23 protein-coding genes are annotated in these 26,182 nt (G+C 42.1%); 15 read left to right on the top strand and 8 right to left on the bottom strand.

All coding sequences use genetic code 11. The annotated features are described in order from the left end of the window. Positions 1-40: 40 nt before the first annotated feature. The 3 genes from DW005_RS03420 to DW005_RS03410 all read left to right on the top strand — a co-directional run bounded on the left by DW005_RS03420 (position 41) and on the right by DW005_RS03410 (position 2,840). Positions 41-385 (top strand): hypothetical protein, encoded by a 345-nt coding sequence (locus tag DW005_RS03420; protein WP_022377812.1) that lies wholly within the window; start codon positions 41-43, stop codon positions 383-385. Positions 386-482: 97 nt separating this feature from the next. After that, positions 483-2,045 (top strand): hypothetical protein, encoded by a 1,563-nt coding sequence (locus DW005_RS03415; protein WP_117478170.1) that lies wholly within the window; start codon positions 483-485, stop codon positions 2,043-2,045. Between the two features lie 153 nt (positions 2,046-2,198). Next, positions 2,199-2,840 (top strand): hypothetical protein, encoded by a 642-nt coding sequence (locus DW005_RS03410; RefSeq protein WP_117478169.1) that lies wholly within the window; start codon positions 2,199-2,201, stop codon positions 2,838-2,840. Between the two features lies 1 nt (position 2,841). On the opposite strand, the gene DW005_RS03405 is transcribed toward DW005_RS03410, so the two are convergent. Further along, positions 2,842-3,783 (bottom strand): AEC family transporter, encoded by a 942-nt coding sequence (locus DW005_RS03405; protein WP_117478168.1) that lies wholly within the window; start codon positions 3,781-3,783, stop codon positions 2,842-2,844. Between the two features lie 144 nt (positions 3,784-3,927). Here DW005_RS03405 and DW005_RS03400 point away from each other — a divergent pair, with 144 nt between their 5' ends. Beyond that, complete coding sequence (locus tag DW005_RS03400; protein ID WP_022377816.1) at positions 3,928-4,620, top strand: L-ribulose-5-phosphate 4-epimerase; 693 nt, start codon at positions 3,928-3,930, stop codon at positions 4,618-4,620. Here DW005_RS03400 and DW005_RS03395 read toward each other — a convergent pair. Both DW005_RS03395 and DW005_RS03390 read right to left on the bottom strand, forming a co-directional pair. Then, complete coding sequence (locus DW005_RS03395) at positions 4,617-5,939, bottom strand: aryl-sulfate sulfotransferase (protein ID WP_117478167.1); 1,323 nt, start codon at positions 5,937-5,939, stop codon at positions 4,617-4,619. The genes DW005_RS03400 and DW005_RS03395 overlap by 4 nt on opposite strands. 94 nt (positions 5,940-6,033) lie before the next feature. Next, on the bottom strand, positions 6,034-7,317 hold the full coding sequence (locus DW005_RS03390) for an amino acid carrier protein (protein WP_117478166.1): 1,284 nt from the start codon (positions 7,315-7,317) through the stop codon (positions 6,034-6,036). Between the two features lie 111 nt (positions 7,318-7,428). On the opposite strand from DW005_RS03390, the gene DW005_RS03385 reads away from it, so the two are divergent. The 4 genes from DW005_RS03385 (at position 7,429) to DW005_RS03370 (ending at position 12,026) form a co-directional block, all read left to right on the top strand. Beyond that, a complete protein-coding gene (locus DW005_RS03385; RefSeq protein ID WP_117478165.1) occupies positions 7,429-8,724 on the top strand; it encodes a chromate transporter in 1,296 nt (431 codons plus the stop codon). A gap of 25 nt (positions 8,725-8,749) precedes the next feature. Continuing rightward, on the top strand, positions 8,750-9,304 hold the full coding sequence (locus tag DW005_RS03380) for a DUF5662 family protein (RefSeq protein ID WP_117478164.1): 555 nt from the start codon (positions 8,750-8,752) through the stop codon (positions 9,302-9,304). A gap of 94 nt (positions 9,305-9,398) precedes the next feature. Further along, positions 9,399-9,977: an adenylyl-sulfate kinase gene (cysC, locus tag DW005_RS03375; protein ID WP_022377821.1), complete on the top strand. Its 579-nt coding sequence runs from the start codon at positions 9,399-9,401 to the stop codon at positions 9,975-9,977. Positions 9,978-10,001: 24 nt separating this feature from the next. Continuing rightward, positions 10,002-12,026 carry an aryl-sulfate sulfotransferase gene (locus tag DW005_RS03370; RefSeq protein ID WP_117478163.1) on the top strand — a complete coding sequence of 675 codons (2,025 nt, stop codon included), beginning with the start codon at positions 10,002-10,004 and terminating at the stop codon, positions 12,024-12,026. On the opposite strand, the gene DW005_RS03365 is transcribed toward DW005_RS03370, so the two are convergent. From DW005_RS03365 to DW005_RS03355, 3 genes are all read right to left on the bottom strand, one after another. Beyond that, positions 12,012-13,574, bottom strand: a complete 1,563-nt coding sequence (locus DW005_RS03365) for a ClC family H(+)/Cl(-) exchange transporter (protein WP_117478162.1) — start codon at positions 13,572-13,574, stop codon at positions 12,012-12,014. The two genes, DW005_RS03370 and DW005_RS03365, sit on opposite strands and share 15 nt — an antisense overlap. A gap of 125 nt (positions 13,575-13,699) precedes the next feature. After that, complete coding sequence (locus tag DW005_RS03360) at positions 13,700-14,497, bottom strand: Ig-like domain-containing protein (protein ID WP_117478161.1); 798 nt, start codon at positions 14,495-14,497, stop codon at positions 13,700-13,702. 79 nt (positions 14,498-14,576) lie between these two features. Beyond that, positions 14,577-15,899 carry a uracil-xanthine permease family protein gene (locus DW005_RS03355; protein WP_117478160.1) on the bottom strand — a complete coding sequence of 441 codons (1,323 nt, stop codon included), beginning with the start codon at positions 15,897-15,899 and terminating at the stop codon, positions 14,577-14,579. Between the two features lie 123 nt (positions 15,900-16,022). Here DW005_RS03355 and DW005_RS03350 point away from each other — a divergent pair, with 123 nt between their 5' ends. Both DW005_RS03350 and upp read left to right on the top strand, forming a co-directional pair. Next, a complete protein-coding gene (locus DW005_RS03350; RefSeq protein WP_117478159.1) occupies positions 16,023-17,369 on the top strand; it encodes a LuxR C-terminal-related transcriptional regulator in 1,347 nt (448 codons plus the stop codon). Positions 17,370-17,444: 75 nt separating this feature from the next. Then, a complete protein-coding gene (gene upp, locus DW005_RS03345; protein ID WP_117478158.1) occupies positions 17,445-18,074 on the top strand; it encodes a uracil phosphoribosyltransferase in 630 nt (209 codons plus the stop codon). 70 nt (positions 18,075-18,144) lie between these two features. Here the strand turns inward: upp and DW005_RS03340 are convergent, their stop codons facing one another. Then, entirely contained in the window at positions 18,145-18,702 is a 558-nt protein-coding gene (locus tag DW005_RS03340; RefSeq protein ID WP_117478157.1) for an NUDIX hydrolase, read from the bottom strand. Positions 18,703-18,726: 24 nt separating this feature from the next. Next, positions 18,727-20,253, bottom strand: a complete 1,527-nt coding sequence (putP, locus tag DW005_RS03335; RefSeq protein ID WP_117478156.1) for a sodium/proline symporter PutP — start codon at positions 20,251-20,253, stop codon at positions 18,727-18,729. A gap of 543 nt (positions 20,254-20,796) precedes the next feature. Between putP and DW005_RS03330 the strand changes: the two genes are divergently transcribed. The 5 genes from DW005_RS03330 to DW005_RS03310 all read left to right on the top strand — a co-directional run bounded on the left by DW005_RS03330 (position 20,797) and on the right by DW005_RS03310 (position 26,092). After that, entirely contained in the window at positions 20,797-21,819 is a 1,023-nt protein-coding gene (locus DW005_RS03330) for a hypothetical protein (protein WP_117478155.1), read from the top strand. A 100-nt stretch (positions 21,820-21,919) separates the two neighbouring features. Continuing rightward, complete coding sequence (locus DW005_RS03325; protein ID WP_117478154.1) at positions 21,920-23,233, top strand: pyrimidine-nucleoside phosphorylase; 1,314 nt, start codon at positions 21,920-21,922, stop codon at positions 23,231-23,233. Between the two features lie 46 nt (positions 23,234-23,279). Then, positions 23,280-24,428, top strand: coding sequence for a UDP-galactopyranose mutase (glf, locus tag DW005_RS03320; protein WP_117478153.1), 1,149 nt, complete (start codon positions 23,280-23,282; stop codon positions 24,426-24,428). Between the two features lie 18 nt (positions 24,429-24,446). Further along, positions 24,447-25,463, top strand: a complete 1,017-nt coding sequence (locus DW005_RS03315; protein WP_022376709.1) for a glycosyltransferase family A protein — start codon at positions 24,447-24,449, stop codon at positions 25,461-25,463. A 47-nt stretch (positions 25,464-25,510) separates the two neighbouring features. Beyond that, a complete protein-coding gene (locus DW005_RS03310) occupies positions 25,511-26,092 on the top strand; it encodes a VanZ family protein (protein ID WP_117478152.1) in 582 nt (193 codons plus the stop codon). Positions 26,093-26,182 lie beyond the last annotated feature (90 nt).

Below are 26,182 nucleotides of genomic sequence, written 5' to 3'. Positions count from 1 at the left end.
GCAGGAAAATAATCTATGACTTGCCGGGATGGAACGAAAAATGGCACTTTCATATGATAATATCACGGAAAAGTATTATGAGGGGGAAACTATGCAGCAGAATCAATGGATTGTAGACGAGATGAATCAGGTTTACAAACAAGGAATACGAGTTGATGTAAATGGGCTTTCGTATAATCCGAAAACCTCAGCAAATTTAATGCGTGTATTGGAAAATGGTTCCTATATGCTAGACTATGAAGGAGACATGTTGGGGCGTATTGTGGCTCTGCACGTGGATTCTGTCGGGCCATCGGAACAGCCATCCTATAAAACGCTGCGCTGTAAAAAAACAAAAAACAGGCCGGAAAAAAAGAGGCGTAGCGAAAAAAATAAAAAAAAATAAATTTTTTGCAACTTTTCCTCTCTTTGAATCGTCTTATTGGTATAAAGGGGTAAGAAAAAGCCCAAAACAATAAACTTAGTAAAAGGGAGGTTTTTTTATGAAAAAACAAATTTTATTTGCGGCGACAGCATTGATGCTCACCGCAGGCGTAGTGGCAGGATCAAATGAGTCGGAAGCAAAAGCACCGAAAAAGATTGCGATTAACAAGAAGAATTTTCCGGATCAGGTCTTTCGTGAACTTGTAAAATCCAATTATGACAAGAACAAAGACAAAAAGCTCTCAAAGGGCGAGATTAAGAAAGCAAAGAAGTTTGGTACATCCAGTACCAAAAACTCGATTAAGATTAAGAAGTCCAAGTATGGAAAGTATACCAAAAAGTATATTAAGGACATTAAGAACTTTAAGGGAATCGAGAAACTGACAAATCTTCAGAAGTTTGTTGCGAACGAGACGTCAGTAAAAACCATTAACTTAAAGAAGAACAAGAACTTAACATATCTTGAGATGCAGGATGGCAATCTGCGCAAGATTGATTTGAATAGTAACAAAAAATTGAAATATGTCTATCTGGCGTATAACAAAATTTCTTCCCTCAAGATGAACAAATGTAAAAAATTACTGATTGTAAATATTCAGGGACATATGGTTAAGAAAGTAAAAATCAACCGTAACAAAGCAACCGTTGTATACGGTGAAGATTATTATGCACCATATGCGGTAACAAAAGTAAAAGAAAATTTCAGCAATTTGAATAAAGCAGGACAGATGGATGGTGATGGTACATTCTGTGTATATGAGTGGGCAGCAGACCATTCGAACTGCCTTCGTAAAACCGTAAGCGGTGCTGCTATGGCAAGCCAGCCGGTAGCCTTAGATGCAGATGCTGCAGCAAAGGCAAAGGGCATGCAGCAGATTACGGCACAGTGGAAAGATGCGAAAGGCAACTTCTACTTCTTAGCAGATAAAGATGGCGATATGGTTGCCAAGACGGCATATTATCTGGTAAAGGTGAATGCGCAGGGTAAAATCGAGGCTGAACTTGCAGTCAACGACCAGTTGATTCCAAATATGACCGGTCTTCAGGAAAAATACAGTATGGAACTTTTGGCAGTTCAGAACAATACTGCCGTACTCAGTATTTTGACTACCGGAAATAATGGTGTTGTAACGGTTGACTTAGATAAATTGACGATTACAAAAGAGGCTGTTTGCAGTTTTATTCCGAAAACAGCAGAGGGGGATGTGATTGCCGGCGTTGAACAGGATGGATTTGAGTTTCATGATGTAGTAGTCAGCAAATTGGTTTCTTCCGGTGTGCAGAAAGCAGCGGATGGAAAAACAGACGTAGAAAAATGTCTGTTGTCAAACGGCCACGTTATGAGTATTCCGCTTCGCGAATCCTATGGTATGTACGGCAGTGCGGTACAGATTTACGGACAGAACATTTATGTGATTTCCGGCGAAGGATTTTTCAAAGCAAAACTGACCGCTAAGAAATTTACACAGCTTTATGGAATCAGTAACTTTGATGGCATGCAGGAAAGTGAAGTAACCTTTAGTCTGGCAATGAAGAATGAAAAAGAGATTTATCTTATGAGTGAAAAGCAGGACGATGATGATAAGGTGACATACCAGTTGCAGGCTGGTAAAATCGGATAAAGAGACTCGGGAGTAGTACGAAGTAATAAAGTAAGAGCCGCCAGTCGTTTATGTCCCCTCAAAACGGCTGGCGGCTTTGGTTGCAGAAATGGCGCAGATAGGCTATAATAAGGCAATATCAATAGATAATATTACGAAGACAGGAGTAAACGAATGAGAGAACAACGATGGAAGAGATTGCGAACCGGACTATTGATTATTGCCTTTTCGGCGATTGGAATGCTTGAATATGTGCAGTTAGTACAGGCATTTGATTTACCACAGATGATGTTAGTCGTTCCGGTGGTGTCCGTGATTGCCATGCTTTTACTTGGAAAATACAGTTTTTTTGTGCCGGTCTGCACGATTGTACTTGCGAGTGCATATCAGATTTTGGCGGGAAGTGAAAATGCGATAGCAGAGCTTCAGACCAGTGCAAGAAGTATCGCAATTATTTTATTTGAATGTCTGCTTGTGCTTATGATCGCACAGTTTATCGGATTGGGACTTGGGGCAGCTGCCCGCATATTAGGAAAGAAGAATAAAAAAAGAGTGGTAAAGATTGTTATCGGCGTAGTCTTTGCGGTTGTTTCGCTTGTGCCGTATCTGCTTTTATTCCATAATCCGCTGTACCCTATGACAGCAAGACACCGTTTAAAATCATTTGCGGACAAGACTATTACCGACTATCCGATTGCGGATAAAAAAGTGTATTATTCTTTGAATGATTCGCGGTACATGTGCCGTGTTATTATGTCTGACGGACAGGTTCGCGTGCTGTATTTAGATGAGAACGGAGAAGCAAAGCGGCAGTAGTTTACAGGACTCCGAAACTCTTTAAAACAAAAATCCAAAGCGTCAGAGTCAGTGAGGACAAAAGTGTCGTCAGGACAATGATGCTGGATGTTAATATGCCATCGTTTCCGGTGTTTTTTGCCATAATGTAGCTGGAAACCGTAGTCGGTGAGCCAAGCATAACAAGCAGTGCCATGAGTTCCTGATTGCGGTAGCCAAAGAAGACGGCAAGCGGTAAAAACAGACCGGCAAGCAGAATCAGTTTGATAAAAGAAGCAAGAAGGGTTGGTTTCATTTTTTTCAATGCTTTTTTTCCTTCAAAGCTGGCACCGATGGAAATCAATGCGAGAGGGGTTGCAGTGTTTGCCACACTTCCAATGGCTTTATTGACAAAGGATGGAAAGTGCAGGTTCAATAAAGCGAATGGAAGTGCGATCAGAATACTAAGTAAAATCGGATTCTTCATCACATTGATAAAAGTTTCTTTCATATTTGGCTTTTTACCGCCGTTGTCACCTTTTAACGTAAGGATGATGACGGCGAAAATATTATACAAAGGAACGCAGCCGATAATCATTAAAGGAGCCATGCCGACACTGTCATACATATTGTTGATGAAAGCAAGTCCTAAAATGGCGGCGCTGCTGCGGTAAGAGCCCTGAATAAAGGCACCTTTTTGCTCTTCATTTTTCATGAATTTCTCAGTAAGCCCCCACAAAACGGCGATGGAAAAAATAGTGACAGAAAAACAGAATAACACATATTTTCCGTCAAAGGCAGAGCCGACATTATTTTCTGTCAAATCCGAAAATAAAAGAGCCGGCAGTGCGATGCGGAATACATAGCGGTCCGCTGTTTTGGTAAATTCATCGTTGATAATTTTTGTTGTTTTCAAAACCTTTCCTAAGATGATAAGTAAAAAAATAGGAAGTGTGGCGTTAATACTGTAAATTAAGTTTGACATAATCATTTCCCTTCTTAGGCCATCTCTGGAGTAGACCTACAAAACTATTTTACCATGTCTGTCAAGAGTATCGTGACAAATGGCGGTCTTTGTGGTACGATAAGACTATCCATAGTTTAAAAATTTTGATGGAGGTAATTAAGTATGTTAGAACAGTTAAAAAAAGAAGTATACGAAGCAAACATGGAGCTTCAGAAAAAAGGACTTGTCATCTACACTTGGGGAAATGTAAGCGGAATTGACCGCGAAAACAATTATGTTGTTATTAAGCCAAGTGGTGTTGAATACGATGAATTGACGCCGGATGATATGGTTGTTGTTGATTTTGACCAGAATGTAATCGAAGGAAAATACCGTCCGTCTTCGGATACGGCAACACATATTGAATTGTACCGTGCATATCCTTCTTTAGCAGGTGTTGTCCACACGCATTCAACGTGGGCGGTAACATTTGCGCAGGCAGGAATGTCGATTCCGGCACTGGGAACGACACATGCGGATTATTTTTATGGAGATATTCCGTGTACAAGAGATTTGACCGCAGAGGAAATTAACTTGGATTATGAGAGAAATACGGGGCTTGTCATTATCGAGACAATTGGCGATAAAGACCCGATGGAAGTTCCGGGAATCGTTGTAAAGAACCACGGACCATTTGCGTGGGGAACAAGCCCGGCAAATGCCGTTTACAATGCGGTTGTTTTGGACAAAGTAGCAGAAATGGCGCACCATACACTGACATTAAATCCTCGTGTAAAACGCGCGCCGCAGTATTTGATGGATAAGCATTATTTCCGCAAACACGGAGCCAATGCTTATTATGGACAGGATAACTAATTTTCGTTATTTCTTCTCCGCGAGAGGGACAGGGCATCCTGTAAGACTTCCTGTTTGCCATCACGAAAACGGATAACAAGAGAATAGGTACCGCTGTACATTTCCGTTAAAGGAACGGTAAGTGTGTAGCGGTATTTTTCGTACAAAGCTTCGTCAAGCGGCGGATTTGTCAAATCAAGCTGGTAAATGCGGTCCGGATGACTGAATACAATTTCCTGAATCAAGTCACCGGTTGTGTTTACTAACAAACTGTCGCCGTTTATGGAAAATGTAATGCCGTAGGTATTTTTCATAAATTCTAAATCGGTAGCAGAAGATGTTTCTACCGAAGCTGCCTTGTAAAAGACCGGTGCTTTGAGCCAGCCGACGACCGGAAATTCAATTTTTTCCAGACATTCTCCAAAATGCGAAAACTGCTCTAATGAGTCGCTGATGACGGATTTGAAAAATTCCTGTTTCAGATGTGTGGCAGGAGATGTTACTTCTCTTTCATAAGGGGAGTAGATATGCTGGATTGCACCGGTTTCCCGGTTGATTTCGAATAATAACTTATCTCCTTTTTTGGCATCCGAAGAAAGCACTAATAAGTTTTTGTTTTCCGCAGAAATTTCGCCATACACGTCAAAAATGCCATCACCCACATAGTAGGTGCGGTAACATCTGCCAAGCAAATCCACCTCATATATGTGTGTTGGTAAAAGCCCCTGCTCTGTTTTTACCAGATAGTCCGGATGGACAATCAGAAAGTGTCCGTCCGAGAGCGGAATTAAATTATCATCTTTTGCCGGAAGCGATAAGAAATAACGATACATCCCCTGTTTGTCCTGGACGCATGGATAATGGTTTGTTTCGCTCAATGTGCCGGTATGCAATGTGATTTCACGGCTTTTAATAGGCTGGTTTGACTCGTCATATAATGTCAAAGTAATGATATTATCCGTGTTCTCGCATAAGCCGAAAACAGGAAGCACGTGATTGGTTGTGTACGTCATGGAATCGTAGTGCCAGGGCATACAAAAATCGCTCACAACCGTGTAAGATAAACGGCATCTTGTGTCGGTGTGAAACATGCAAAGTGCAGTGAGCGGTGTGATGCCATAGGGATTTAACAAAAGTTCCATCGACTCAAATGAAGTCGAGGCATCGTGGCTTCTTGCCCATAAAAGATTTTCTGCCATCCTTGTTTTCTCAGTCAGAGAAATTGTCACCGGAATCTGGCCGGATACCGTTTGATTTAAGCGCAGACGGTTAAGGCTCATAAAATCAATTTTATATTGTGTGACATGGCTTTTCAGCCATGAAGTGATTTTGTTTGGCATAAGATAAAATCTCCTTTGTACTTTTTACCCATTTTACCTATATAGTGTAATTATAGCAAAAAAAATATGTAAAAAGTATGTTTTTTTGTATAAATTACTCTTTTTTTACATATTTTCGGCACCGGGCGAGCAGGTAAATGTTTGGAAGAAGGAGGAAAAGGTTAATAAAATCGGTCATTTCCCAGACGAGAGCAAGCGGCATAATGCCTCCGGCAAAAATCATAATGAGGTATAGAGTCTGGTAAAAACGCTCATATTTTCCCTGAAACAAATAGTCAAATCCCTGCTTGCCAAGGTAACTCCAGCCAATTAAGGTGGCAAGTGCAAAACTGATAATGGCAATGGATAAAATTTCATCACCGAAAAATGGAAGTTTTCCAAATGCGGCGGTCGTTAAGGCGGAGGCGGGAAGAGTCTGCCATTCGGACGGAAATTCCAACTGATAGCAGACAAGTACAAGTCCGGTGATGGCGCAGAGAACGACGGTGTCCCAAAAGGTGGCGGACATGGAAATGGCGGCCTGTTTGACGGAATCATCTTCCGAGCAGTGGCCGGCAATCAGGCCGGTTGTGCCAAGCCCGGATTCGTTTGTAAAAAGCCCCCTTGCCACGCCATAGCGGATGGCTTTTCCCATCGTGTATCCGGCAAAACCGCCACCGATGGGAGGCAGTGCAAAAGCGGAGGAAAAAATTAATTTCAGAGAGGGCAGAAGATAATCTGCGTGCAGAATGAGATAGAGAAGACATCCGCCAAAGAAAAAAATAGCCATAGTCGGCACAATGGCGATGGAGACATTTTCAATCCATTTGCGTCCCTGCATTAAAATTAATCCCACAAAAAAAGCGGTTATAATCGCACAAGTGGCAGGCGGAAGCGAAAAGACCTGATGACAGGTTTCGGTTATTGCGTTGCTTTGTGTGGTGCATCCGATAAAAAATGCAGATAGCGTGAGGGCGGCACTGTAAAGAAGTGCAAGCGTTTTTTTGTGCAATAAAAAATGAAGAATATACATGGGTCCACCGTGTCCCTGATAGCGGAAATGGTGGCACAAAAACGTTTCGGCGTAAGTGGTTGCCATGCCTAAAAGTCCGGTGAGCCAGCACCAAAATACAGCACCCGGTCCGCCTAAGAAAACGGCGGTGGAAATGCCTATAATATTTCCGGTTCCAAGCGTAGCAGCGAGCGTTGTTGTAAGCGAACCAAAACGCCCAAATCCCTTTTTGTTTTTGCTGCCATCGGAAAGAGAAAGGGAGATGCCATATCCGATTTTTCGCTGCACAAGCCGTAAACGCAGGGTGAAGTAAACATGTGTGCCAAAAAGCATAACAAGAATAGGACCATTCCATAAAAGCTGATTTACATCAATTAAAAGTTTCAATCACAGACTCCTTTGGTTTCCTTTAGTTCATTGTATGAAAAATTTTGGCAAGTCATACTTTTGACAAGACCGTTTGCTAATCTCGTTGACAAATGAGATTTGGAGGAAGCTATGAAGAAACAATTCACATTCATCGAATCGATGATAAAGGTGGGAGTGATTGGTTTCGGCGGTGGAAATGCACTGATTCCGGTATTGGAGCAGGAAGTGGTAAACGAAAAAAAACTGGTAAGTAAAGATGAGTATGACAAGTCGGTTATTGCCGCAACGCTGACACCGGGGGCACTTCCGGTTGAAATTGCATCGGGGATTGGTCTGCATGTCGGCGGCATCGGTGGGATGCTCGCGGGCGGTGTATTGATGGCTCTTCCGGGAGTTGTGTTTACGGTATTGTATTTAATGCTGCTTAGCGGTGCGGATTCTAATATTTTACAGCAGATTCAGTATGCTTCCATCGGCATTACAGCGTTTATTTTGTGCCTTTTGACGCAATACATTGTGCAGACATTAAAGTCGTACCGCCACTCTAAATTCCGGGTGGCCGCATGGTTCGTAATTCTATTTGTGTTTATTGCAACGGGTGGAAATTATCTTTGCCGTATTTTTGGGTTAGGAATCCGGCTTCCTAAATTCTCGACAATCCAGATACTTTTGCTTACACTTTTAGGAAGTGTTGTTGTAGGATTATTGTACCAGAAAAAGGTGAAAAAGAAGGATAAAAAGCCAAAACTGGCAGCCGGAAAACTGGGGGGCAGACTTTTGTTATGGGTTTTATTTCTGCTTTTGTTTTGTCTGCCGGCACTTTTTATGATGTGGCGTGAAGCGGCGGGCTTTGTAGGGCAGGGCGCTGTGTCTTCCTTTTTGTCATTTGGTGGCGGAGATGCCTATTTATCCATTGCCGACGGTCTTTTTGTGCCGGAATATATTTCAGAAAGTGACTTTTACAATCATCTGGTTGTAATCGTAAATGTGCTGCCGGGGTCTATTTTGTGCAAGACTTTGGCAGGGATCGGTTATTTGTGCGGAGAGGCGGTCGTTGGAACGATAGCCGGTGGATTTGCCTTTGCGGTGGCGGGATTTGCCTGTAGTGTTGCCTGCTCCTGTTTTGTCTTTTATCTGGTTTACCACTTGTATGACAGACTGGAAGGATGTGCCGTTTTTAAGGTAATCAAAAAGGCAATTCGCGTTGTTGTTTCGGGACTTTTGCTTACCGTGATGACAGGGCTTTTGTTGTCCGAGATGGAGATTAATTCAAATCCTGAGATTCCGCGTTTGGCGGTTCCCACAATGATTGCTTTCTTTTATTTCGTAAATCTGATATTATATCATAGGAAATGGAAAAACATCGGACGCATTGTCGTATCGCTTGTGCTTGCTTTTTTACTGTGCAATGTGCTCGAAGTTTAGAAACAAAGGAAAGCAGGTTATACTTATGCATATCTGGAAACATTTTTCTACGATTACAAGGCACCGTCATAAAGTAATCGTGCATTGCTTTATGGCAGGAATTTTCTGGCAGGGGCTTAGACACGATTTGTCAAAATACAGTCCGGCGGAATTTATTCCGGGGGCAAAAAATTATCTCGGTGATAAAAGTCCAAATGAAAAAGAGAGGGAACGGTACGGCTTTTCGCGTGCGTGGCTTCATCATCAGGGACGCAATAAACACCATTTTGAATACTGGGTTGATTACAATCCGAAGTTAAACCGGAAAGAACCGGTGGAGATGCCAACCCGTTATTTGATTGAAATGTTTTGCGACCGCGTGGCGGCAAGTAAAATTTATTATGGGGATGACTATGATACGGAGAAGCCGTTTCTTTATTTTGACAAAGGGAGAAAACGACGCTGGATGCACCCGGTAACGTCGCAGAAATTAGAGGATTTGCTGATTATGCTGCGCGATAGGGGGGAAAAAGAGACGTTTTCATACATTAAACACGTGATGAAACCGGAAGGAAAAAAAGATAAAGCTCATTGGAAATAAAAATTAAAAAAGCCTTTTTTGTGACAAAAACCTATGATAGGATTTCTTCCAGAATATGGGTGGATATGCGATTTCATTAAAGGAGAAAAAGAAAATGACGGAAAATGTTATTTGGCAGCCGAATAAGGTTTCGGCGAAAGATCGTTATCGTGTGCTCGGACAAAAGGGGCTTGTTGTTTGGTTTACGGGACTGTCCGGTTCCGGAAAATCAACAATTGCGGTAGAACTGGAGAAAATGTTGAATGATGCAAAAAAAGCAGTTTATCTTTTAGACGGAGATAACATTCGACATGGAATCAATTCGGATTTGGAGTTTACGGATAAGGACCGTGATGAAAACATACGGCGGATTGGAGAAATTTCTGCCCTGTTTTGCGACGCAGGAGTTATTACACTGGCTGCTTTTATTTCCCCGTTTCGTAAGATGCGCCGGTTTGCGAGAGGGCGCGTCGGGGAAAATCAATTTCTTGAGGTATATGTGAGTACGGATTTTGAGACCTGTTGTAAGAGGGATCCAAAAGGTTTGTACAAAAAGAATATTAAAAATTTTACGGGAAAAGATTCCGGTTATGAGAAGCCGGAGAATCCGGAAATTGTTTTGGATACCATACATTTCACACCACAGGAGTGTGCAAAAGTTGTATATCAGGAAATTTTAAAAAGAATCAATTAGCAAAACGTGCATGGAGGAACAAAAATGGATAATTATTTTGTGTCTTCGTGTAAGAGGGTGAAGGATTGGATTTGCAGGCAGTTTGGGCAAAAGGAAAAAAAGACGGTTCACCACAAGAAATTTGCCGATGGCGGTGAGGTCATTGTGTGGGAAACCGGACGGGCAGGTGAAGAAGCGGCGTCGTATGAGAATTTATTTCTCCGCAAAGAAATCGCAGGATTTCGCACGAATATACGTCGTGAGCAGTCCTGTTCCATAAAGTCACTGACTAGAGACTATTTGTATAAGCAGCTTTTGAGCAGTGGTGAGTACACGTTTGACCATATGCTCGTTATAAAAGATCCATATGGAGAGGCACCGTTGACTGCACTTGCTTTGTTCATTTTAGAAGAGCCGGCATGTGTCCGTGTTACGACAAAAGGAAATTTAAAGGAGACGGATTTTGTTACAGAACTTCCCAAGAAAAAAGAGCATCGAGTGCCGATTTTAGGGATGTATGCTGAAAAGGCAAATGACATCGTCATAGAGATTCTCGATGATGAGGGAAACTGCGTAAAAAGCCATACTTTCACGATACGAACGAAGAGACTGCCGAAGTCACTGCGCAACGTGATTACGGTGAAAAAACGGACCGACAAACCGGCGTATTCCAATATTATGATAAATGGCGGTGTCAAGATTCATACCTGCGTGTTTGATATCGAAGGGAAAATACGTTATTATCTCAGCCGCAAACCGAGAGGATATGGTATTTTTCCATTATCGGATGGTCACTTTTTTTACATGGAAAAATATATTTCCGTGCCATCCTATTCCAATCCCCAGACAGTAGAGTCTTATGATATGGACTATTTCGGTCGTGTGTTTCGAACCTATCTGACGGAAAAAGGGGTTCACCACACGGCGGAAGAAAAGGCAGGCGGCAACATTCTCACCGGAAGTAATTCAATGCTTGAGCATACGGAGGACTGCGTTATTGAGATTGACAGACAGACCGGTGAAATTGTGTGGCAGTTAAATATGGCAGAGATTTTTGATGAAACCTATCAGAATATGATGGACTGGTGCCATGTAAATTCCGCTGCGTATTATGAAAAAGACCGCACGATTTTGATTTCCCTCAGAAATGTGCATGCGGTAATTTGTGTAGATTACGATACGAAAAAACTCCGCTGGATTTTATCCGACCCGAAATTCTGGGAGGGAACAAAGATGACATCATATCTTTTGCAGCCGGAAGGTGATGTCAAATGGTGTTACCAGCAGCATGCGGCATTTGAAATTGCACTCCCGGATGAATCGAATCCGCAGAAAAAACGGATTATTGTTTATGATAATCACTGGGCAAAGCGTCGAAAGGCGAAGTCTTTTGATAAAGATCCGCTCAGTTATGTGAGTTTTTATGATATTGATGAGGAAAATAAAACCGTTTCGCTGTATAAACGATTTGCCGGACCAAAGACAAGAATCCGTGCAAATGGAATCTATGTTCCTGACAAAAAGCGTGTGTATAATATGGCAGGTTCTTATGCAGAACCGGTGGACGGTGATGGCGGTGGTATTTTTGAATACGATTATGAGACCGGCGAGGTGCTTTCCGAGTTTGGTGTAAAACCGGGATTTTTCCGCGCGTATCCGTTTGAGCCGAATGTGCAGGAACTCGCAGAGCCGATGCAGGTGACCGGCGATTATCAGGTCGGTCAGATTAAACAGCCGCAAGAGATATCAAGCAGCAAATACTGCAAGTTAAAGTCGGAAAAGAAACATCATATCAAGAGTGCTGCTATCGAATATGAGATGCAGGAAGATTTACTCTTTGTGAATAACGTAGACCACGAAGTGGAAAAAGTTTATTTTATTGGTGACAAGGGTGGCTATCAGGTTGACTTTGATGACACATACCAGACAATGGATGTGTTCCGCACGATGGTTTATAAAGTTGCCATGCAGCTAACCAATCTGCCAAAAGATAAATATAAAATTTATTTGCAGGTGAAAGGTGAACTGCAGACAACAAAAAAATATATCGATATATCAGCCGTTAATTAACTTTTCATAAGCTGCATAATCGGCAGCGTAGTATTGTCTGCCGATGAGCACCATGAGCAAGTCGCCGGGCAGAATTTCGGTGTCGCCTTTCGGCGTAATCGTGTGACCGTCACGCTCAATGGATGCAACCAATGTATTTTTCTGCCAGTCAATCTGGCAGATTTTTTTATGGCAGACCGGACTGTCAAAAGGAATGACATAAGTAACCAAAACTTTTTCTGCCGACTCTTTAATTTCCAGTTCAGTCTGTTTGTTCAGAATATTTTCCAAAAGGGATGTATAAATTGGTTTGCTGCCAAGCAGGTTTGCGATGATATAAGCAATACTGCTCACGACAGCGATGTCTAACATCCGGTGCATATTGCCGGTCATTTCGGTAATCAATACAATACCGGTAATCGGTGCACGCACGATGCCCGCAAATAATCCCGCCATGCTGATAACGATAAACTGGGGAAGTAAATCGTTTGGCAGGGAGAGAGCGTGGATGGAAAGGTTTCCGAAAATTGCCCCGATGTAGGCGCCTAAAATCAGAAGTGGGAAAAAGATTCCACCGGGTGCGCCGCATCCGAAACTAACTGCCGAAAATAAAAATTTAACGACAAGTAAAATGCAAATCATGGAAAGTTCCGGTTTCCCATGCTCTAACAAAGCAATCATGCTGTGACCGCCGGCTAATACCTGCGGAAGGGTGAGACCAAGAATCCCGGAAATGACAAAAACAAAGGCAATCCGGATTTCTTTTGGTATTTTTTTCAAACGGTGGAAAAAAGCCTGCATTTTTAACATGACAAAATTATATCCGGCACCCGCAAGACCAAGCAAAATACCAAGCAATGCTAACAGCCAATAATAGCGGAGTGCAAGAGTCGATGTCGTAAACGAAAAAATAGCAGATTGTCCAAAAAATATTTTTGCGACGAAGTCGGCGCACACCGTGGCAATCAGACCGGCGACCAACATTGTGCGGTCAAAGGTGTGGTGGATTTCTTCAAGAACAAACATAATGCCGGCAAGTGGTGCATTAAAGGCGGCGGCAAGTCCGGCACCTGCGCCACACGATAACAGACCGATTTCTGTTGTTTTATCATAGTTTCTAAGGCGGGAATAACTTTTTGCCACCATCGCACCAAGCTGAATGGACGGGCCCTCTCTTCCAAGGGACAGACCGCCGAAGATACTAAGTGTACCACCGGTGAATTTGGCTAAAACGACACGCCAAAAACTCTGGTCCAAATAACCGCGGACCTCCCCTGAAACCTGCGGGATCCCGGAACCGGCAGCCATTGGCTCCCATTTCACAATCTTTGCGACAATACATCCCATCAAAATAAGAGCGGCAAACCAGAGGGCGGTAACACCTGCATTTCCGCGTATGAAATTCAGAACCGCATATAATCCGCTCTCTGCATAAGTTAGGCAGTATCGGTATAGAACGGCAGTCAAGCCGGCCAAGACACCGATTAAAGCACCTTCTATAACGAGTGTAATACTTCGCTTTGCCGTATTGTTTTCCAATTTTTCCAAAGTATGTTGATATTTATTCATAGGTAAACTCTCTCCTCGTTGTTTTCTTTATCCAATCAACCAGAGATATTTTACATCCAAATGCATTATTTTGCAAATACCCTCTTATTGCTCCTAAATGTAATGAAATTAAAAAATCTTTGCCGTTATAAAACCGTAATCGTACATTCCTTTGTTACACCGTCAATCGATGCCCGGATTTTTGTTGTGCCACGTTTTATTGCCGTGACTTTTCCGCGGCTGTTGACGGTGGCTACACTTTTTTTCTGAGACTTCCATGTTACTTTTTTCCCGGAGGACACTTTTGCTGTCAGAAGAAGTGTCTGATTGCGGGACAAAGATGCAGAAGTATAATTAAGTGTAACTTTAGGTTTTTTTACCGTGACATGACAGGTTTTTTTTGTACCGTCTGCCTTTGCGGTAATTGTAGTCTCTCCTGGTTTCTTTGCTGAAATTTTACCGTTTTCGTCAATTTCGGCAACGCTTGATTTTTGAGATTTCCATGAGATAGGTGACCTATTTGAGGTCTGCCCTTTCAGAGTAACCTGCGCTCCGTTTTCCATTGTAATGGAGGCAGTTGATAACGTAATGATAGTTTTTGTGACGGTAATTTTACAACTGGCTTCCCCACCTGCGACTTTTCCCGTAATCGTGCAGGTGCCCGCTTTTTTTGCGGTGACTCTGCCATATGTATTTACCGAGGCGACAGCACTTTTACTGCTTTTAAATCGAACCCACTTGCCGTTGCTTGCAATTCCCGCAAGAGTAAAAGAATCGCCAATTTTTAATGTGGCGCGATATCGGGAAAGAATTACAAGAGCCGGTGAGGCGGCATCTGCTGTCAAAGGTGCGGAAAAAACAGAGGCGGTAAACAGTACCGCTGTACATAAAAGGGCAATGCTCCGCCGGCAAGCCGCTTTCAAAAAAATAGACGTGTGTTTCATGATAAACCCTCCTTTTGTGGAGCAATAAGAGGGTAAATACAAGATAACACACGTCTAGTCATAAATCAAGTATTATTTTTTATTCTTTATCTTCTTCTCGTCCGGGTAAAATGGCATTTAACAAAACGCCCATAATAGCGGCAATGGCAAGACCGGTTAAAGTGATGCTTGTTCCTGCAATCTGGAAGGTAAGTCCGGAAGAGAAACCAAGTCCGCATACTAAAATGGTAGCCGCAATAATTAAGTTTCTTGATTTGGTGAAATCAACTTTGTTTTCTACGACGTTGCGAACACCGATGGCGGCAATCATACCGTAGAGAATAAAGCTGACACCGCCAACGATAGCTGCCGGTAGGGTACTGATGATACCGGCAAATTTCGGGATGAAACTTAAAACGACAGCGTAAATAGCAGCCAGACGGATTACTTTCGGATCATGTACACGGCTCAGTTCCAAAACACCTGTATTTTCACCGTAAGTGGTGTTGGCAGGACCGCCAACCAAAGCAGAAAGGGAAGTTGCCAGACCATCACCGATTAATGTGCGGTGAAGACCGGGATCTTCTACATAATTTTCGCCAACGGTTGCGGAAATGGCGGAAATATCGCCGATATGCTCCATCATGGACGCAATGGCAATCGGAGCCATAGCAAGGATTGCAGTTAAGTCGAATTTACAAAACTCAAATGGTGGAACATTAACCCAGGAAGCTTTGGCAATTTCTGCAAAATTAAAGATGGCGGAACCATCCGGATTTGTGATGCCGCAAAAGTGCAGAATCAAGGCAACAGCGTAAGCACCGGCGATGCCGAGAAGAATCGGAATGATTTTCCACATACCTTTTCCCCAGATGTTGAAAATCACAATGATGGTAAATGCGATAATGGCTAACAGCCAGTTTGTCTGAACATTATTAACTGCGGATGGTGCTAAACTTAAGCCGATGCAGATAATAATCGGACCGGTGACAACCGGTGGAAGAAAACGCATCGCACGTTTCACACCGACTAGTTTGATAATCAGTGCAAGCACCAGATACAGAGCACCGGCTACTACGATACCACCGCAGGCGTAAGGCAGTTTTTCGCCCATGGACATATCTTTGAAAATTCCGGTGTCCAATTTGGAAACGGTTTCAAATCCGCCGAGAAAGGCGAACGAAGAACCAAGAAAAGCGGGAACTTTTAATTTCGTACACAAATGGAAGAAAAGTGTGCCGACACCGGCGCAGAATAATGTAACCTGAATGGAGAGCCCCTCTCCTTTAAAATAGTTGTTTACCAGAATCGGTACTAAGATTGTGGCACCAAACATGGCGAACATATGCTGTAGACCCAACAGCAGCATTTTGGGGATGCCAAGCGTTCTGGCATCGCGGATTGCATTGTTTTTTGTTTCCATAAGAAACCTCCTCATAATCGTTATTGGTTTTATTATAAAGAAAAAAAGTTCATCTGACAAGCATTGTTGCAATTGTGGCGTAAGAATAGTAAAATGAGGGAGGAAATAGAAAGGTGAACAAAGATGAAGAAGAGATTTACGGCGGGTGTTTTATTAGCCATTTTTACGTTTTTATTTTTAGAGACAGAATATTTATTTGTGAACATAATGGGTACGCTTTCGAATTCGCGGCAGGCAGTGAGTGCGCAGGGAATTGTGTTGGGTGTCAGCGTCATTGGTTTTGTTTTATATGCTCTATTTCACAGGATAAAATCTGCTTTTGTAAAAAGAGTGGTGACAGTCATGTTTCCACTTATTATGGCGGTCTGCTTGTTCTTTTTATATGAAGCGGATAGTTACGCCATCTGTCTTTTTGTGGGCTGTGTTGTATTTGTGCTGCTTGGATTGTTTGGCAGTGCTCTGCATTATCATGCACTTTTTTATGTTGGCAGAGATTCGCACCTGGCACTTTTGATTGGTGTGGCTTATGCACTGGGGTTGCTTTTTCAGTTTATATGTAACAATCTTGTTCGCAGCCAGATGGTACAGTTGATTTTTGTATTTATTCTTTTTGCCGCCACGGTTTATTATCTGCTCATACAAAAGGAAGCAGTGGAGTTAGAGCCTGTGGACAAGGGGGAGAAACAGGAGAAAATAACAGGGTTTATATTGGTTTTATGTGTTTTGTGTATGACGATGATTTTTGCGGCATTGGATAATGCAGTTACATTACAGCATGCAAAGGGAAGCTTGGATGTTGGACAGTGGCCGAGGCTTCTATTGGCGGTAAGCGGGATTTTGGCAGGTTTTTTGTTTGATTTAAAAAATCACCGGTATATGTCGATTGTGATGTTCTGCGTCACGCTTTTATCCGTACTCTGTGTGCTTGTTATTGTGACAGGCGGCTCGGTGCTTGCTGGACTTATTATTTTTTATTTGTCGTCCGGATTTTTCGTTGTCTATTTTACAACGAGGTTTATGAATTATGCGGTACAGAGTTCCATTCCTGCACTTTGGGCAGGCATGGGAAGAGCGGTAAACAATGCGGGAGCGGCAGTCGTGACCGGAGGATCGATAGCCTTAGTAGAAGGTGGGAATGTAATTTTGATTTCTTCTGTTGTGCTGGTGCTGTTTGCACTTATCAGCATTGCGATGTTTGCGACGGAGAGGCAGCAGGGAAAGAAAAAGACAGAAGATGCACAGGCACTTGACTTAGGAGCATTTGCGAAAAAATATTCCCTCACAAAAAGAGAAACGGAAGTTTTGGAGGCATTGTTAAATTTCGATGACAGTGCGAAAGATTTGGCAAAGCAATTATTTATTTCGAGAGCGGCTTTGTACCGGCATATTTCTTCCTTGAATGAGAAAACGGGTACAAAATCGAGAATTGGCTTGATTCAGTTCTATTATCAGCAAAAAAATGAAGAATGAGATAATGCGAGATTGTATTTTTTTACAAGAAAAGGTACAATAATAGAAAACGCGAAAGAAAATGGAGGAAAGAAAATGAAACAGATTACTATAATGGAACATCCGCTGATTCAGCATAAGATTTCGATTTTGCGAAATGAGGCAACAGGAACGAATGAGTTCCGCCGTCTGATTGAGGAGATTGCCATGCTTATGGGATATGAGGCACTCCGTGATCTGCCGGTTGAAGATGTGGAAATTAAGACACCAATCGAGACGTGCCGGACACCGATGATTGCCGGAAAGAAGTTAGCTATTGTGCCGATTCTTCGTGCCGGACTTGGTATGGTAAGCGGTATTTTATCACTGGTGCCATCGGCGAAAGTCGGTCATATCGGTTTGTACCGTGATGAGGAAACACATGAACCTCATGAGTATTACTGTAAGCTTCCGGAACCGATTGACCAGAGAACGATTGTGGTTGTGGATCCGATGTTGGCAACCGGTGGTTCGGCAGTAGCGGCAGTAGATTTTATCAAAGCGCATGGTGGAAAGAACATTAAATTTATGTCGATTATTGCTGCACCGGAAGGAATTGAGCGTCTGATGAAAGCACATCCGGATATTCAGCTTTATGTGGGCTGCAAAGACCGCTGTCTGAATGAAAATGCGTATATTTGTCCGGGGCTTGGAGATGCCGGAGACCGAATCTTTGGAACCAAGTAAGAAATGTTAGAAAATAAAATGCTTAGAAAGCGAAATCTGATGTCAGGATTTTAGCCTTCTAAGCATTTTTTTATTTACTCCACAAGTAACAGTAAGATTGCGTTCTTGCGGCGAATAATTCCGTTTTCAGAAGTTTTTTGACTTCGTCTTTTGTGTACCAGCCGGCTTTTATTTCCTCAACAGTGGAACTGCTTTTGGAAAAGGTGCCGTCTGCAACACCGACGATACAGAGGTTGGTTTCATTGGCAAAGCCAATGGCACTGTAACTTAAAGGAAGAATATCGTTTACCGTCAGTAAATCAAGTCCGGTTTCTTCTTTTAATTCGCGCCTTGCGCTTTCGATTGGCTCTTCGCCTTCATCAATCAGGCCTGCCGGGAAATTATATACCCAGTCGCCTAAAGCAAGGCGGAATTCTTTATTTAACAGTATTTTTTCGTCCTTCTCATCATGCATGATTAAAACAACAGAGTCCGGTGTTTTTGCCTGAAGCTCCGAAAGTGTGGAAATGTCCGGATTTCGGCTAATCATTTCATAAACTTTTTCTTTTCCATCGACCGTTTCATATGTGATATCATAGCGGTGGATAAAGTGACCGTCATGAATTTTTTTTAAACTTTTAAACTCCATAAAAACCTCCGTAGGTTCTACGATTTATTCCTGATAAGTTTTGACAGATTCAAATTCTTCAACAATTTCTTTGGATGGTGCTTTTGTCAAAAGGCTGACAATGACAATGCACAAAAGGCTGACAAAGAATCCTAATAACAGGGAGTAAATTCCGGTTACGGCGTAAGGTGTCTGACCGCCAAGAATTGGAAGGTAATCCCAGATGATAACGAACAATCCACCGGATATGATGCCGGCAACCGCACCCGGAAGGTTGGTACGTTTCCAGAACAGGGAGCACACAACGAGTGGACCAAAGGCAGAACCAAGACCGGCCCATGCGTCAGAAACAAGTCCCATGATACTGCTGTCCGGGTTCCATGCGATAATGCAGGCAACGACAGCAATTACAAGAACCGTAATACGGCTTACATTTAATACTTTTTTGTCTTCTGCTTCCGGTTTCAGAATATTTTTGAAAATATCTTTAGATGCGGAGGAGGCGCAGACAAGAAGCTGGGAATCTGCTGTTGACATAATGGCAGCAAGGATTCCGCAAAGGAACAAACCGCCAATAAAGATTAAAACGATGTTGCCATCGAAAATCTGCTGAATCATTTTGATAAATACATTTTCGGAACCGGTTTCTACGAGTGTTTCATTTAAGAATCCGCGTCCTAAGATTCCGATAAAGCATGCGGCAATCAGCGAAATGGCAACCCATACGATTGCGATTACACTGGATTTTTTCAATTCTTTTTCGCTCTTAACAGCCATAAAACGGACTAAGATATGTGGCATACCGCAGTAACCAAGTCCCCAGGCTAAGTCAGAAACGATGGAAATCAGCGGATATGGTTTTCCATCCATATAGAACAAACTTAAGAAGTCTGAATTTTCTGCTACACCGTGAGCGGTTAATGCGCCGGTGAAGTCGCCGCTGATAGCGGCATAAGCGATAATCGGCACCGTTAAAAGTGCAATAAGCATCATGGTTCCCTGCACAAAATCGGTGGTACATACGGCGAGGAATCCTCCCATAAATGTGTATGCCAGAATAACGGCTGCACCAATTAAAAGTGCGTAGTGGTAATCAAGACCAAATACGGTCTGGAAGAGTTTTCCACCGGATGCCAGTGCCGATGCGGTATACACTAAGAAGAAAATAACGATTACAACGGAAGAAATTCCAAGAAGAATCTTTTTCTTATCGCGAAAACGGTTCTGGAAAAATTCCGGAAGGGTTAAAGAGTTGTTTGCTACAATTGTGTAACGGCGCAGGCGTTTGGAAATGCAAATCCAGTTAAGCGCCGTTCCGATAAACAATCCGATGGCAATCCAGGCTTTTCCGGTTCCGGCAAGGTAAATCGAACCCGGCAGTCCCATCAAGAGCCATCCGCTCATATCGGAAGCCTGTGCGGAAAGAGCGGCAACCCAGCTGTTTAAGCCTCTTCCGCCAAGAAAATAATCTTCGGTACTGTTTGTTTTTTTCATCGAAAAGATGCCGATGCCAATCATCATCGCTAAATAACACACGAAGGCAATTAACACCGCAATGGTAGTTGTGGACATAAAAAATCCCCTTTCATAAAGTGTAATAATCGTCAAAAGTATAACATATTTGAGGGGGTGTAGGCAAGTAATGGTTAGGACTTGTTTTTAGATTTCGGCAGCTCAGAAGAAAAATTTTTCTTCTGAGCTGCCGAAATCTAAATAAACTTATAACGAATATTTGCTACATCTTTTGTGGCTGAAATTTGGGGGTGATTTGTGGCTAAAATTTGAGGTTAACACTTCCGGAACAACTCTTTTGCTTGATTTTTGCCTAGAGGGTTGCATTTTCACCTCATTATTCGGTTTTATTCGGGAAAATTGTACGACACATGCAACTCTTTATATTAATTTCTTGCTTTTTGGTTGCTTTCGGCTGAATTTTCTCAAAATCTATGCAACTATTCTTGGTATATATGAAGGATAAGGTTGCATGTGGTTCTTTTCTTCTAAAAACTTGGTCTAAAAACTTGGCTGAAAGTATGATGGACATCATATCTCAGTTGTAGTAAAATACAAAGTAATAGTTTTGTGTTGATAGTTTAGGAAAGGGCGTGAGTTACTATGAAGTGGGTTCGGTGTTTTCTGATTTGTTGCTTGAGTCTGTTTGTTATTTCCTGCGATAAAGAAGCTGCGGTGCAACCGAGAGAGGAAGTTTCTCTAAAACGAGATAAGTCATACGAATATGAAAAGATACAAAAGCCGGATCCTGCATTTTCAAAAGATATGAAACAAATGTATCTTATTGCAGGTGAAGAGGTGCCGTATTTCATTTTTCGCATGCAGACTTCCGGAAAAGATTCTTATATGGAGTGCCGGTGGGAGGAAGATAAGAAATGGGTGATGAAAAAAACGGCATGGAGTGATTTTATTGCAAAAAACTGCGGCAATGGTGAAATTCAGATTGCAGCCGATACAAAGCAGAATTTGTACGTGATGTATAGTGATAATAGTAAAACAAAATGCCAGCTGTATAAAATCAAGAAAAATAGGGAAATCCGGGAACTTCATATCCCTGATATTACGTCACGTGTAAAAGGGCAAAAGATTGTATCGTTTAGTGTGATTAACGAATCACGTCTTGTGTTTTTCTTTTCCCTGGAGGAAGATGCCACGGACGGACAGGCAATTGAGTACGACAGTGTAGAAGAAAAATTTCTTGCCAAAGATGGAAAAATTGATGATATATCAGCAGGGTTTGATACGGAAGGAAACTATTATGTGGTGGCACCGAGACAGCAGTTGATTATGAAAAAATCACTTTATGAAAGTGTGCCGAAAAAGGTTATAAAATGTGAGGGAATGACATCGGAAAGCAGCACTTCCGGTCTTGTGATTGATGACGATTTCGGATATCTGTTGACGGGGAATGGCATCTATGGTGGGAAATTGGATGCCAATGCATGGGAGAAGAAGATTGATGGGAAAGAACTCTATTACTGCAAGGACTTTCCGTCGCCGGTTCTTGGGATTGCCAACATGGTAAAGGTGCCTGGTAGGGATTTAGAATTTTATTTGATGACATGGAAAAATGCGGAGTGTTCGGATTTTGAATGGGTTCATTATTTTGCGGGCAAAAAACCGTAAATTACTGGCAGGAATGGCTAGAATATGTTACATTATAACTAACGGAAATCGTTTCGATTGGGTTTATGGGAACGGTCGTATTATATAGGAGGTATTTCACATGGGAAAAGAGAGATTTGTTGATTTAATTCAGAAAAAAAAGAATGGAGAGACACTGACAAAAGAAGAAATTGATTTTATGATAACGGATTATGTGGCGGGGAAAATTCCGGATTATCAGATGTCTGCCATGCTGATGGCAATTTACTTTAATGGCATGGAAAATGAGGAACTGGCGGCGTTTACTCTGGCAATGCGAGATTCCGGAGATTTGGTCGATTTGTCACCGATTGAAGGAATTAAAGTGGACAAACATTCGACGGGCGGTGTTGGCGACAAGACAACACTGATTGTTGGACCGATTGTGGCGGCTTGTGGCGTGCCGGTGGCAAAAATGAGTGGACGCGGACTTGGATTTACCGGGGGAACGCTAGATAAACTGGAGTCGATATCCGGTTTTCGCATTGACCTTTCGGCAGAGGAGTTTTTTGAAACGGTGAAAAAAACGGGAATCAGCGTGATTGGACAGACCGGAAATCTGGCACCGGCGGACAAACTTTTGTATGCACTCCGCGATGTAACAGCTACAGTGGACAGTATTCCGTTGATTGCAGCGTCAGTTATGAGCAAGAAGCTGGCGGCAGGAAGTGACAAAATTGTTTTGGACGTCACGACGGGCAGCGGAGCATTTATGAAAAATACAAGAGATGCGAAAAAACTTGCAAAACATATGGTGGCAATTGGAAATCATGCCGGCAAAGAGACGGTGGCGATTTTAACCGGCATGGAGGAACCACTCGGATTTGCAATCGGCAATAACATGGAAGTGAAAGAAGCCATTGAGGTGTTAAAAGGAGACGGTCCGGAAGATGTCAAAGAAGTCAGCGTGGCGTTAGCCGGTATGATGCTGTCACTTGGGCTGGAAAATGTAAGCCACAGTCAGGGAAAAAGGATGGCGAAAAAAGCTCTTTCGTCCGGACAGGCATTTGAAAAATTCAAAGAAATGGTACAGGCGCAGGGCGGCGATATCCGTTATGTAGAGCATCCGGAATTTTTTGAGAGAGACGCATTTGAGGGAGAAGTGCTTGCCGCAGAAGATGGATTTTTATCTGGGATGGATACCGAGAAGATTGGTGTGGCAGCAGGACTTTTGGGTGCCGGCAGGGAGACCAAAGACAGCGTCATTGATATGAGCGCAGGTATTTACCTGGAAAAGAAAATTGGAGATACCGTGAAAAAAGGCGAACCGATTGCCATCTGCTATGCAGGAACAAAAGAAAAATTGAACCGTGGAATGGCAATGTTTGAGAGCAGTATCCGGTATTCGAAAGAAGCTCCAAGGATTCCGAAATTAATAGTGGATATTATTCGCTAGGTTTGGTAAAATAGGAATAATAAGGAATAAATGAGGGAGGACAGATATGTTCGATAGTATTGTGATTGGCAGCGGCTTTGCCGGTGCTGTGGTAGCCAGAGAGCTGGCTGAGAAAAAAGGACAGCAGGTGTTAGTAATTGACGCCAGAGACCATGTCGGCGGAAACTGCTATGACAAAAAAGATGACTATGGCATTTTGATTCATCAGTATGGACCGCATATTTTTCATACCAATATTGATAGAGTATATGACTATTTGTCACGTTTTACGGATTGGTATAATTACCGCCATGAAGTTGTTGGAAATGTATACGGCAGAGAATTGCCAATTCCTTTTAACTTAAATACGCTGGAGCTTGTGTACGGCGAGCGTGCACCGCATTTGGAAAAGCTTTTAATTGATAATTTTGGCGAAGGTGCCAGAGTTCCGATTCTGGAACTTATGAATCATGAAAATGAAGAGTTACAGGAGATTGCTCAGTATGTATATGAAAATGTTTTCTTGAAATATACGATGAAGCAGTGGGGCAAATCGCCGAAGGAAATCGATCCGGCTGTGTCTGGCCGAGTTCCGGTTCTTTTATCCAGAGATAACCGTTATTTTCAGGATAAATATCAGGGACTTCCGAAGGAAGGATTTACGCCGATTTTTGAAAAAATGCTCGATTATCCGGGCATTGAAGTGCGCTTAAATTGTGAGGCGGCATCGGTTCTTACGATTGACCCGGAGGCAGAAAACAAAGTCCTTTTCGAGGGGCAGCCATTTACCGGCAATGTGATTTTTACCGGAGCTTTGGATGAGCTGTTTGGATGCCGCTTTGGCAGACTTCCGTATCGTTCGCTGCGGTTTGATTTTGAGCACTATGACAAGAAATTTTATCAGAGCCACGGTGTAGTAAACTACACGGTGTCGGAAGATTTTACCCGTATAACAGAGTTTAAGTATTTGTCCGGCCAGTTGGATGCAAAGGACACGACGATTGTCAAAGAGTATCCGATGCCATATCAGGGAAAAGATGGAGAAATCCCTTATTATGCAATTAATAACGCTGAAAATGATGCTCTGTTTTTGAAGTACAAAGAACTTGTTAATAAGATTCCAAACTTCTATCTGTTAGGACGTTTGGCTGAATACAAGTATTATAATATTGATGCGATTGTGGACCGTGCACTGACGGTGGCAGAGGAAATTTAAGAAAGAAGGGTTTTGAGAATGAAACTATTGACGGTTGCAATACCTTGCTATAATTCGCAGGATTACATGGAGCATGCAGTAGAAACCGCGTTAGTAGGTGGCGAAGATGTTGAAATTATTCTGGTAAATGATGGTTCTTCAGATAAAACGGCTGAAATTGCCGACCGTCTGCAAAAAGAACATCCGACGATTGTACGGGCGATTCACCAGGAAAACGGGGGTCACGGGGCAGCAGTAAATACCGGTCTTGCCAATGCAAGTGGTTTGTATTACAAGGTGCTCGACAGTGATGACTGGTTTGACAGAGGGGCATTCCTTAAGATTTTGGATGTGCTTCGCAGTTTTGTGGAAGATGGTTCCGGCGTGGATATGCTGCTTGCTAATTATGTTTACGAAAAGCCAAGCCTTCACAAACACAAAGTGATTCGCTATGATGGCGTTTTCCCGGAAAATCAGGTATTTACGTGGAATGATGTAAAACGCTTTAAGATTAGTCAGAATATTTTGATGCATTCGGTTATTTACCGTACTAAAATGCTTCGTGACTGTCAGCTGGAATTGCCGCGACATACGTTTTATGTGGATAACATTTTTGTCTATAATCCGCTTCCTTTTGTGAAAAAAATGTATTATGTGAATGCCGATTTGTATCGTTATTTTATCGGAAGGGATGACCAGTCGGTAAACGAAAAAGTAATGATTGGACGTATCGACCAGCAGATTAAAGTAAACAAATTGATGATTGATGCGTATGATTTGACAAAAATCAAGAACAAAAAACTGCGCGATTACATGGTAAAATATTTGACAATGATGATGACGGTTAGTTCTGTATTTCTCATTAAAGAAGGCTCGGAAGAAAGCCTGCAGAAACGCGAGGAATTATGGGAGTACCTGAAAAATAAAAATAAAATTATGTACCGTATGATAAATAAAATGGCACTGAGTAAGCCGATGCAGTTCCGCAGCAAAGCCGGCAGAAAGATTGTCGTGTGGGGCTATAGTTTGTCGCAAAAGATTTATGGGTTTAATTAGAAATTGATGGAAAAAGAGATAATATTGCTGGAGGGAAAGGAGTTTATATGATTACAGCACAGTTTATTTTATTCTTTTTTGCGTTTCTTATAATTTGCATGTTTGTTATGGGAGCATTAAACCGGGATTTGAGAGATAAAAGGTATTTATCGACAATGGGTTGTCTTTTGTCTGTTATGTTGATTGTTTGTGTATGCTTTTTTCCATTTCCGTATCAAGATGAATTATTGCAGACGATGATTACGGATGGAGAAGGACTGGGGAATAATTTTATTCCGTTTCATACAATAATATCTATTTTTGGTGAAGCAATAACATATCATACATATGGCACTTTGTGTTATCAATTTTTTGGAAACATTCTTTTATTTATACCTTTTGGTTTTTCACTTTGCTATTATTTTAAAGAAGGCAAAAAGTTTTTCAAGGTATTATGCTGCATTATTCTTGTAACAGTTTTAGTAGAAGTTTGGCAGGGAGCATTTAACGCTATGTTACAAGTAAATTACCGTTGTGTTGATATTGATGATGTAATGTTAAATACCATTGGGGGAATTTTTGGCTTTTGTGTAGCTTATTTTGGAATTCCGTGGTTGCAGACAATTATTAAGAAAACAAAGAATAATTAGTACAAGGGGGAGAAAGAAACATTATGCCCTTCTATGGCTATTATTTGATGAGTTAGAAGGATGGAAATGTTTTGTATCTTTGTATACGAA

Source organism: Clostridium sp. AF36-4 (assembly GCF_003435975.1).
Lineage (GTDB): Bacteria > Bacillota > Clostridia > Lachnospirales > Lachnospiraceae > Eubacterium_F.
This window is presented reverse-complemented; position numbering and strand designations above follow the sequence as displayed.

Coding starts and splice junctions, on each gene's coding strand:
- DW005_RS03310 (WP_117478152.1), top strand. CDS start 25,511: ATGATTACAGCACAGTTTATTTTATTCTTTTTTGCGTTTCTTATAATT.
- DW005_RS03355 (WP_117478160.1), bottom strand. CDS start 15,899: ATGGAAACAAAAAACAATGCAATCCGCGATGCCAGAACGCTTGGCATC.
- DW005_RS03395 (WP_117478167.1), bottom strand. CDS start 5,939: ATGCCAAACAAAATCACTTCATGGCTGAAAAGCCATGTCACACAATAT.
- DW005_RS03330 (WP_117478155.1), top strand. CDS start 20,797: ATGAAGTGGGTTCGGTGTTTTCTGATTTGTTGCTTGAGTCTGTTTGTT.
- DW005_RS03360 (WP_117478161.1), bottom strand. CDS start 14,497: ATGAAACACACGTCTATTTTTTTGAAAGCGGCTTGCCGGCGGAGCATT.
- DW005_RS03315 (WP_022376709.1), top strand. CDS start 24,447: ATGAAACTATTGACGGTTGCAATACCTTGCTATAATTCGCAGGATTAC.
- DW005_RS03325 (WP_117478154.1), top strand. CDS start 21,920: ATGGGAAAAGAGAGATTTGTTGATTTAATTCAGAAAAAAAAGAATGGA.
- glf (WP_117478153.1), top strand. CDS start 23,280: ATGTTCGATAGTATTGTGATTGGCAGCGGCTTTGCCGGTGCTGTGGTA.
- DW005_RS03410 (WP_117478169.1), top strand. CDS start 2,199: ATGAGAGAACAACGATGGAAGAGATTGCGAACCGGACTATTGATTATT.
- DW005_RS03420 (WP_022377812.1), top strand. CDS start 41: ATGGCACTTTCATATGATAATATCACGGAAAAGTATTATGAGGGGGAA.
- DW005_RS03340 (WP_117478157.1), bottom strand. CDS start 18,702: ATGGAGTTTAAAAGTTTAAAAAAAATTCATGACGGTCACTTTATCCAC.
- cysC (WP_022377821.1), top strand. CDS start 9,399: ATGACGGAAAATGTTATTTGGCAGCCGAATAAGGTTTCGGCGAAAGAT.
- DW005_RS03380 (WP_117478164.1), top strand. CDS start 8,750: ATGCATATCTGGAAACATTTTTCTACGATTACAAGGCACCGTCATAAA.
- DW005_RS03365 (WP_117478162.1), bottom strand. CDS start 13,574: ATGAATAAATATCAACATACTTTGGAAAAATTGGAAAACAATACGGCA.
- DW005_RS03350 (WP_117478159.1), top strand. CDS start 16,023: ATGAAGAAGAGATTTACGGCGGGTGTTTTATTAGCCATTTTTACGTTT.
- DW005_RS03385 (WP_117478165.1), top strand. CDS start 7,429: ATGAAGAAACAATTCACATTCATCGAATCGATGATAAAGGTGGGAGTG.
- DW005_RS03415 (WP_117478170.1), top strand. CDS start 483: ATGAAAAAACAAATTTTATTTGCGGCGACAGCATTGATGCTCACCGCA.
- DW005_RS03400 (WP_022377816.1), top strand. CDS start 3,928: ATGTTAGAACAGTTAAAAAAAGAAGTATACGAAGCAAACATGGAGCTT.
- DW005_RS03405 (WP_117478168.1), bottom strand. CDS start 3,783: ATGTCAAACTTAATTTACAGTATTAACGCCACACTTCCTATTTTTTTA.
- putP (WP_117478156.1), bottom strand. CDS start 20,253: ATGTCCACAACTACCATTGCGGTGTTAATTGCCTTCGTGTGTTATTTA.
- DW005_RS03370 (WP_117478163.1), top strand. CDS start 10,002: ATGGATAATTATTTTGTGTCTTCGTGTAAGAGGGTGAAGGATTGGATT.
- upp (WP_117478158.1), top strand. CDS start 17,445: ATGAAACAGATTACTATAATGGAACATCCGCTGATTCAGCATAAGATT.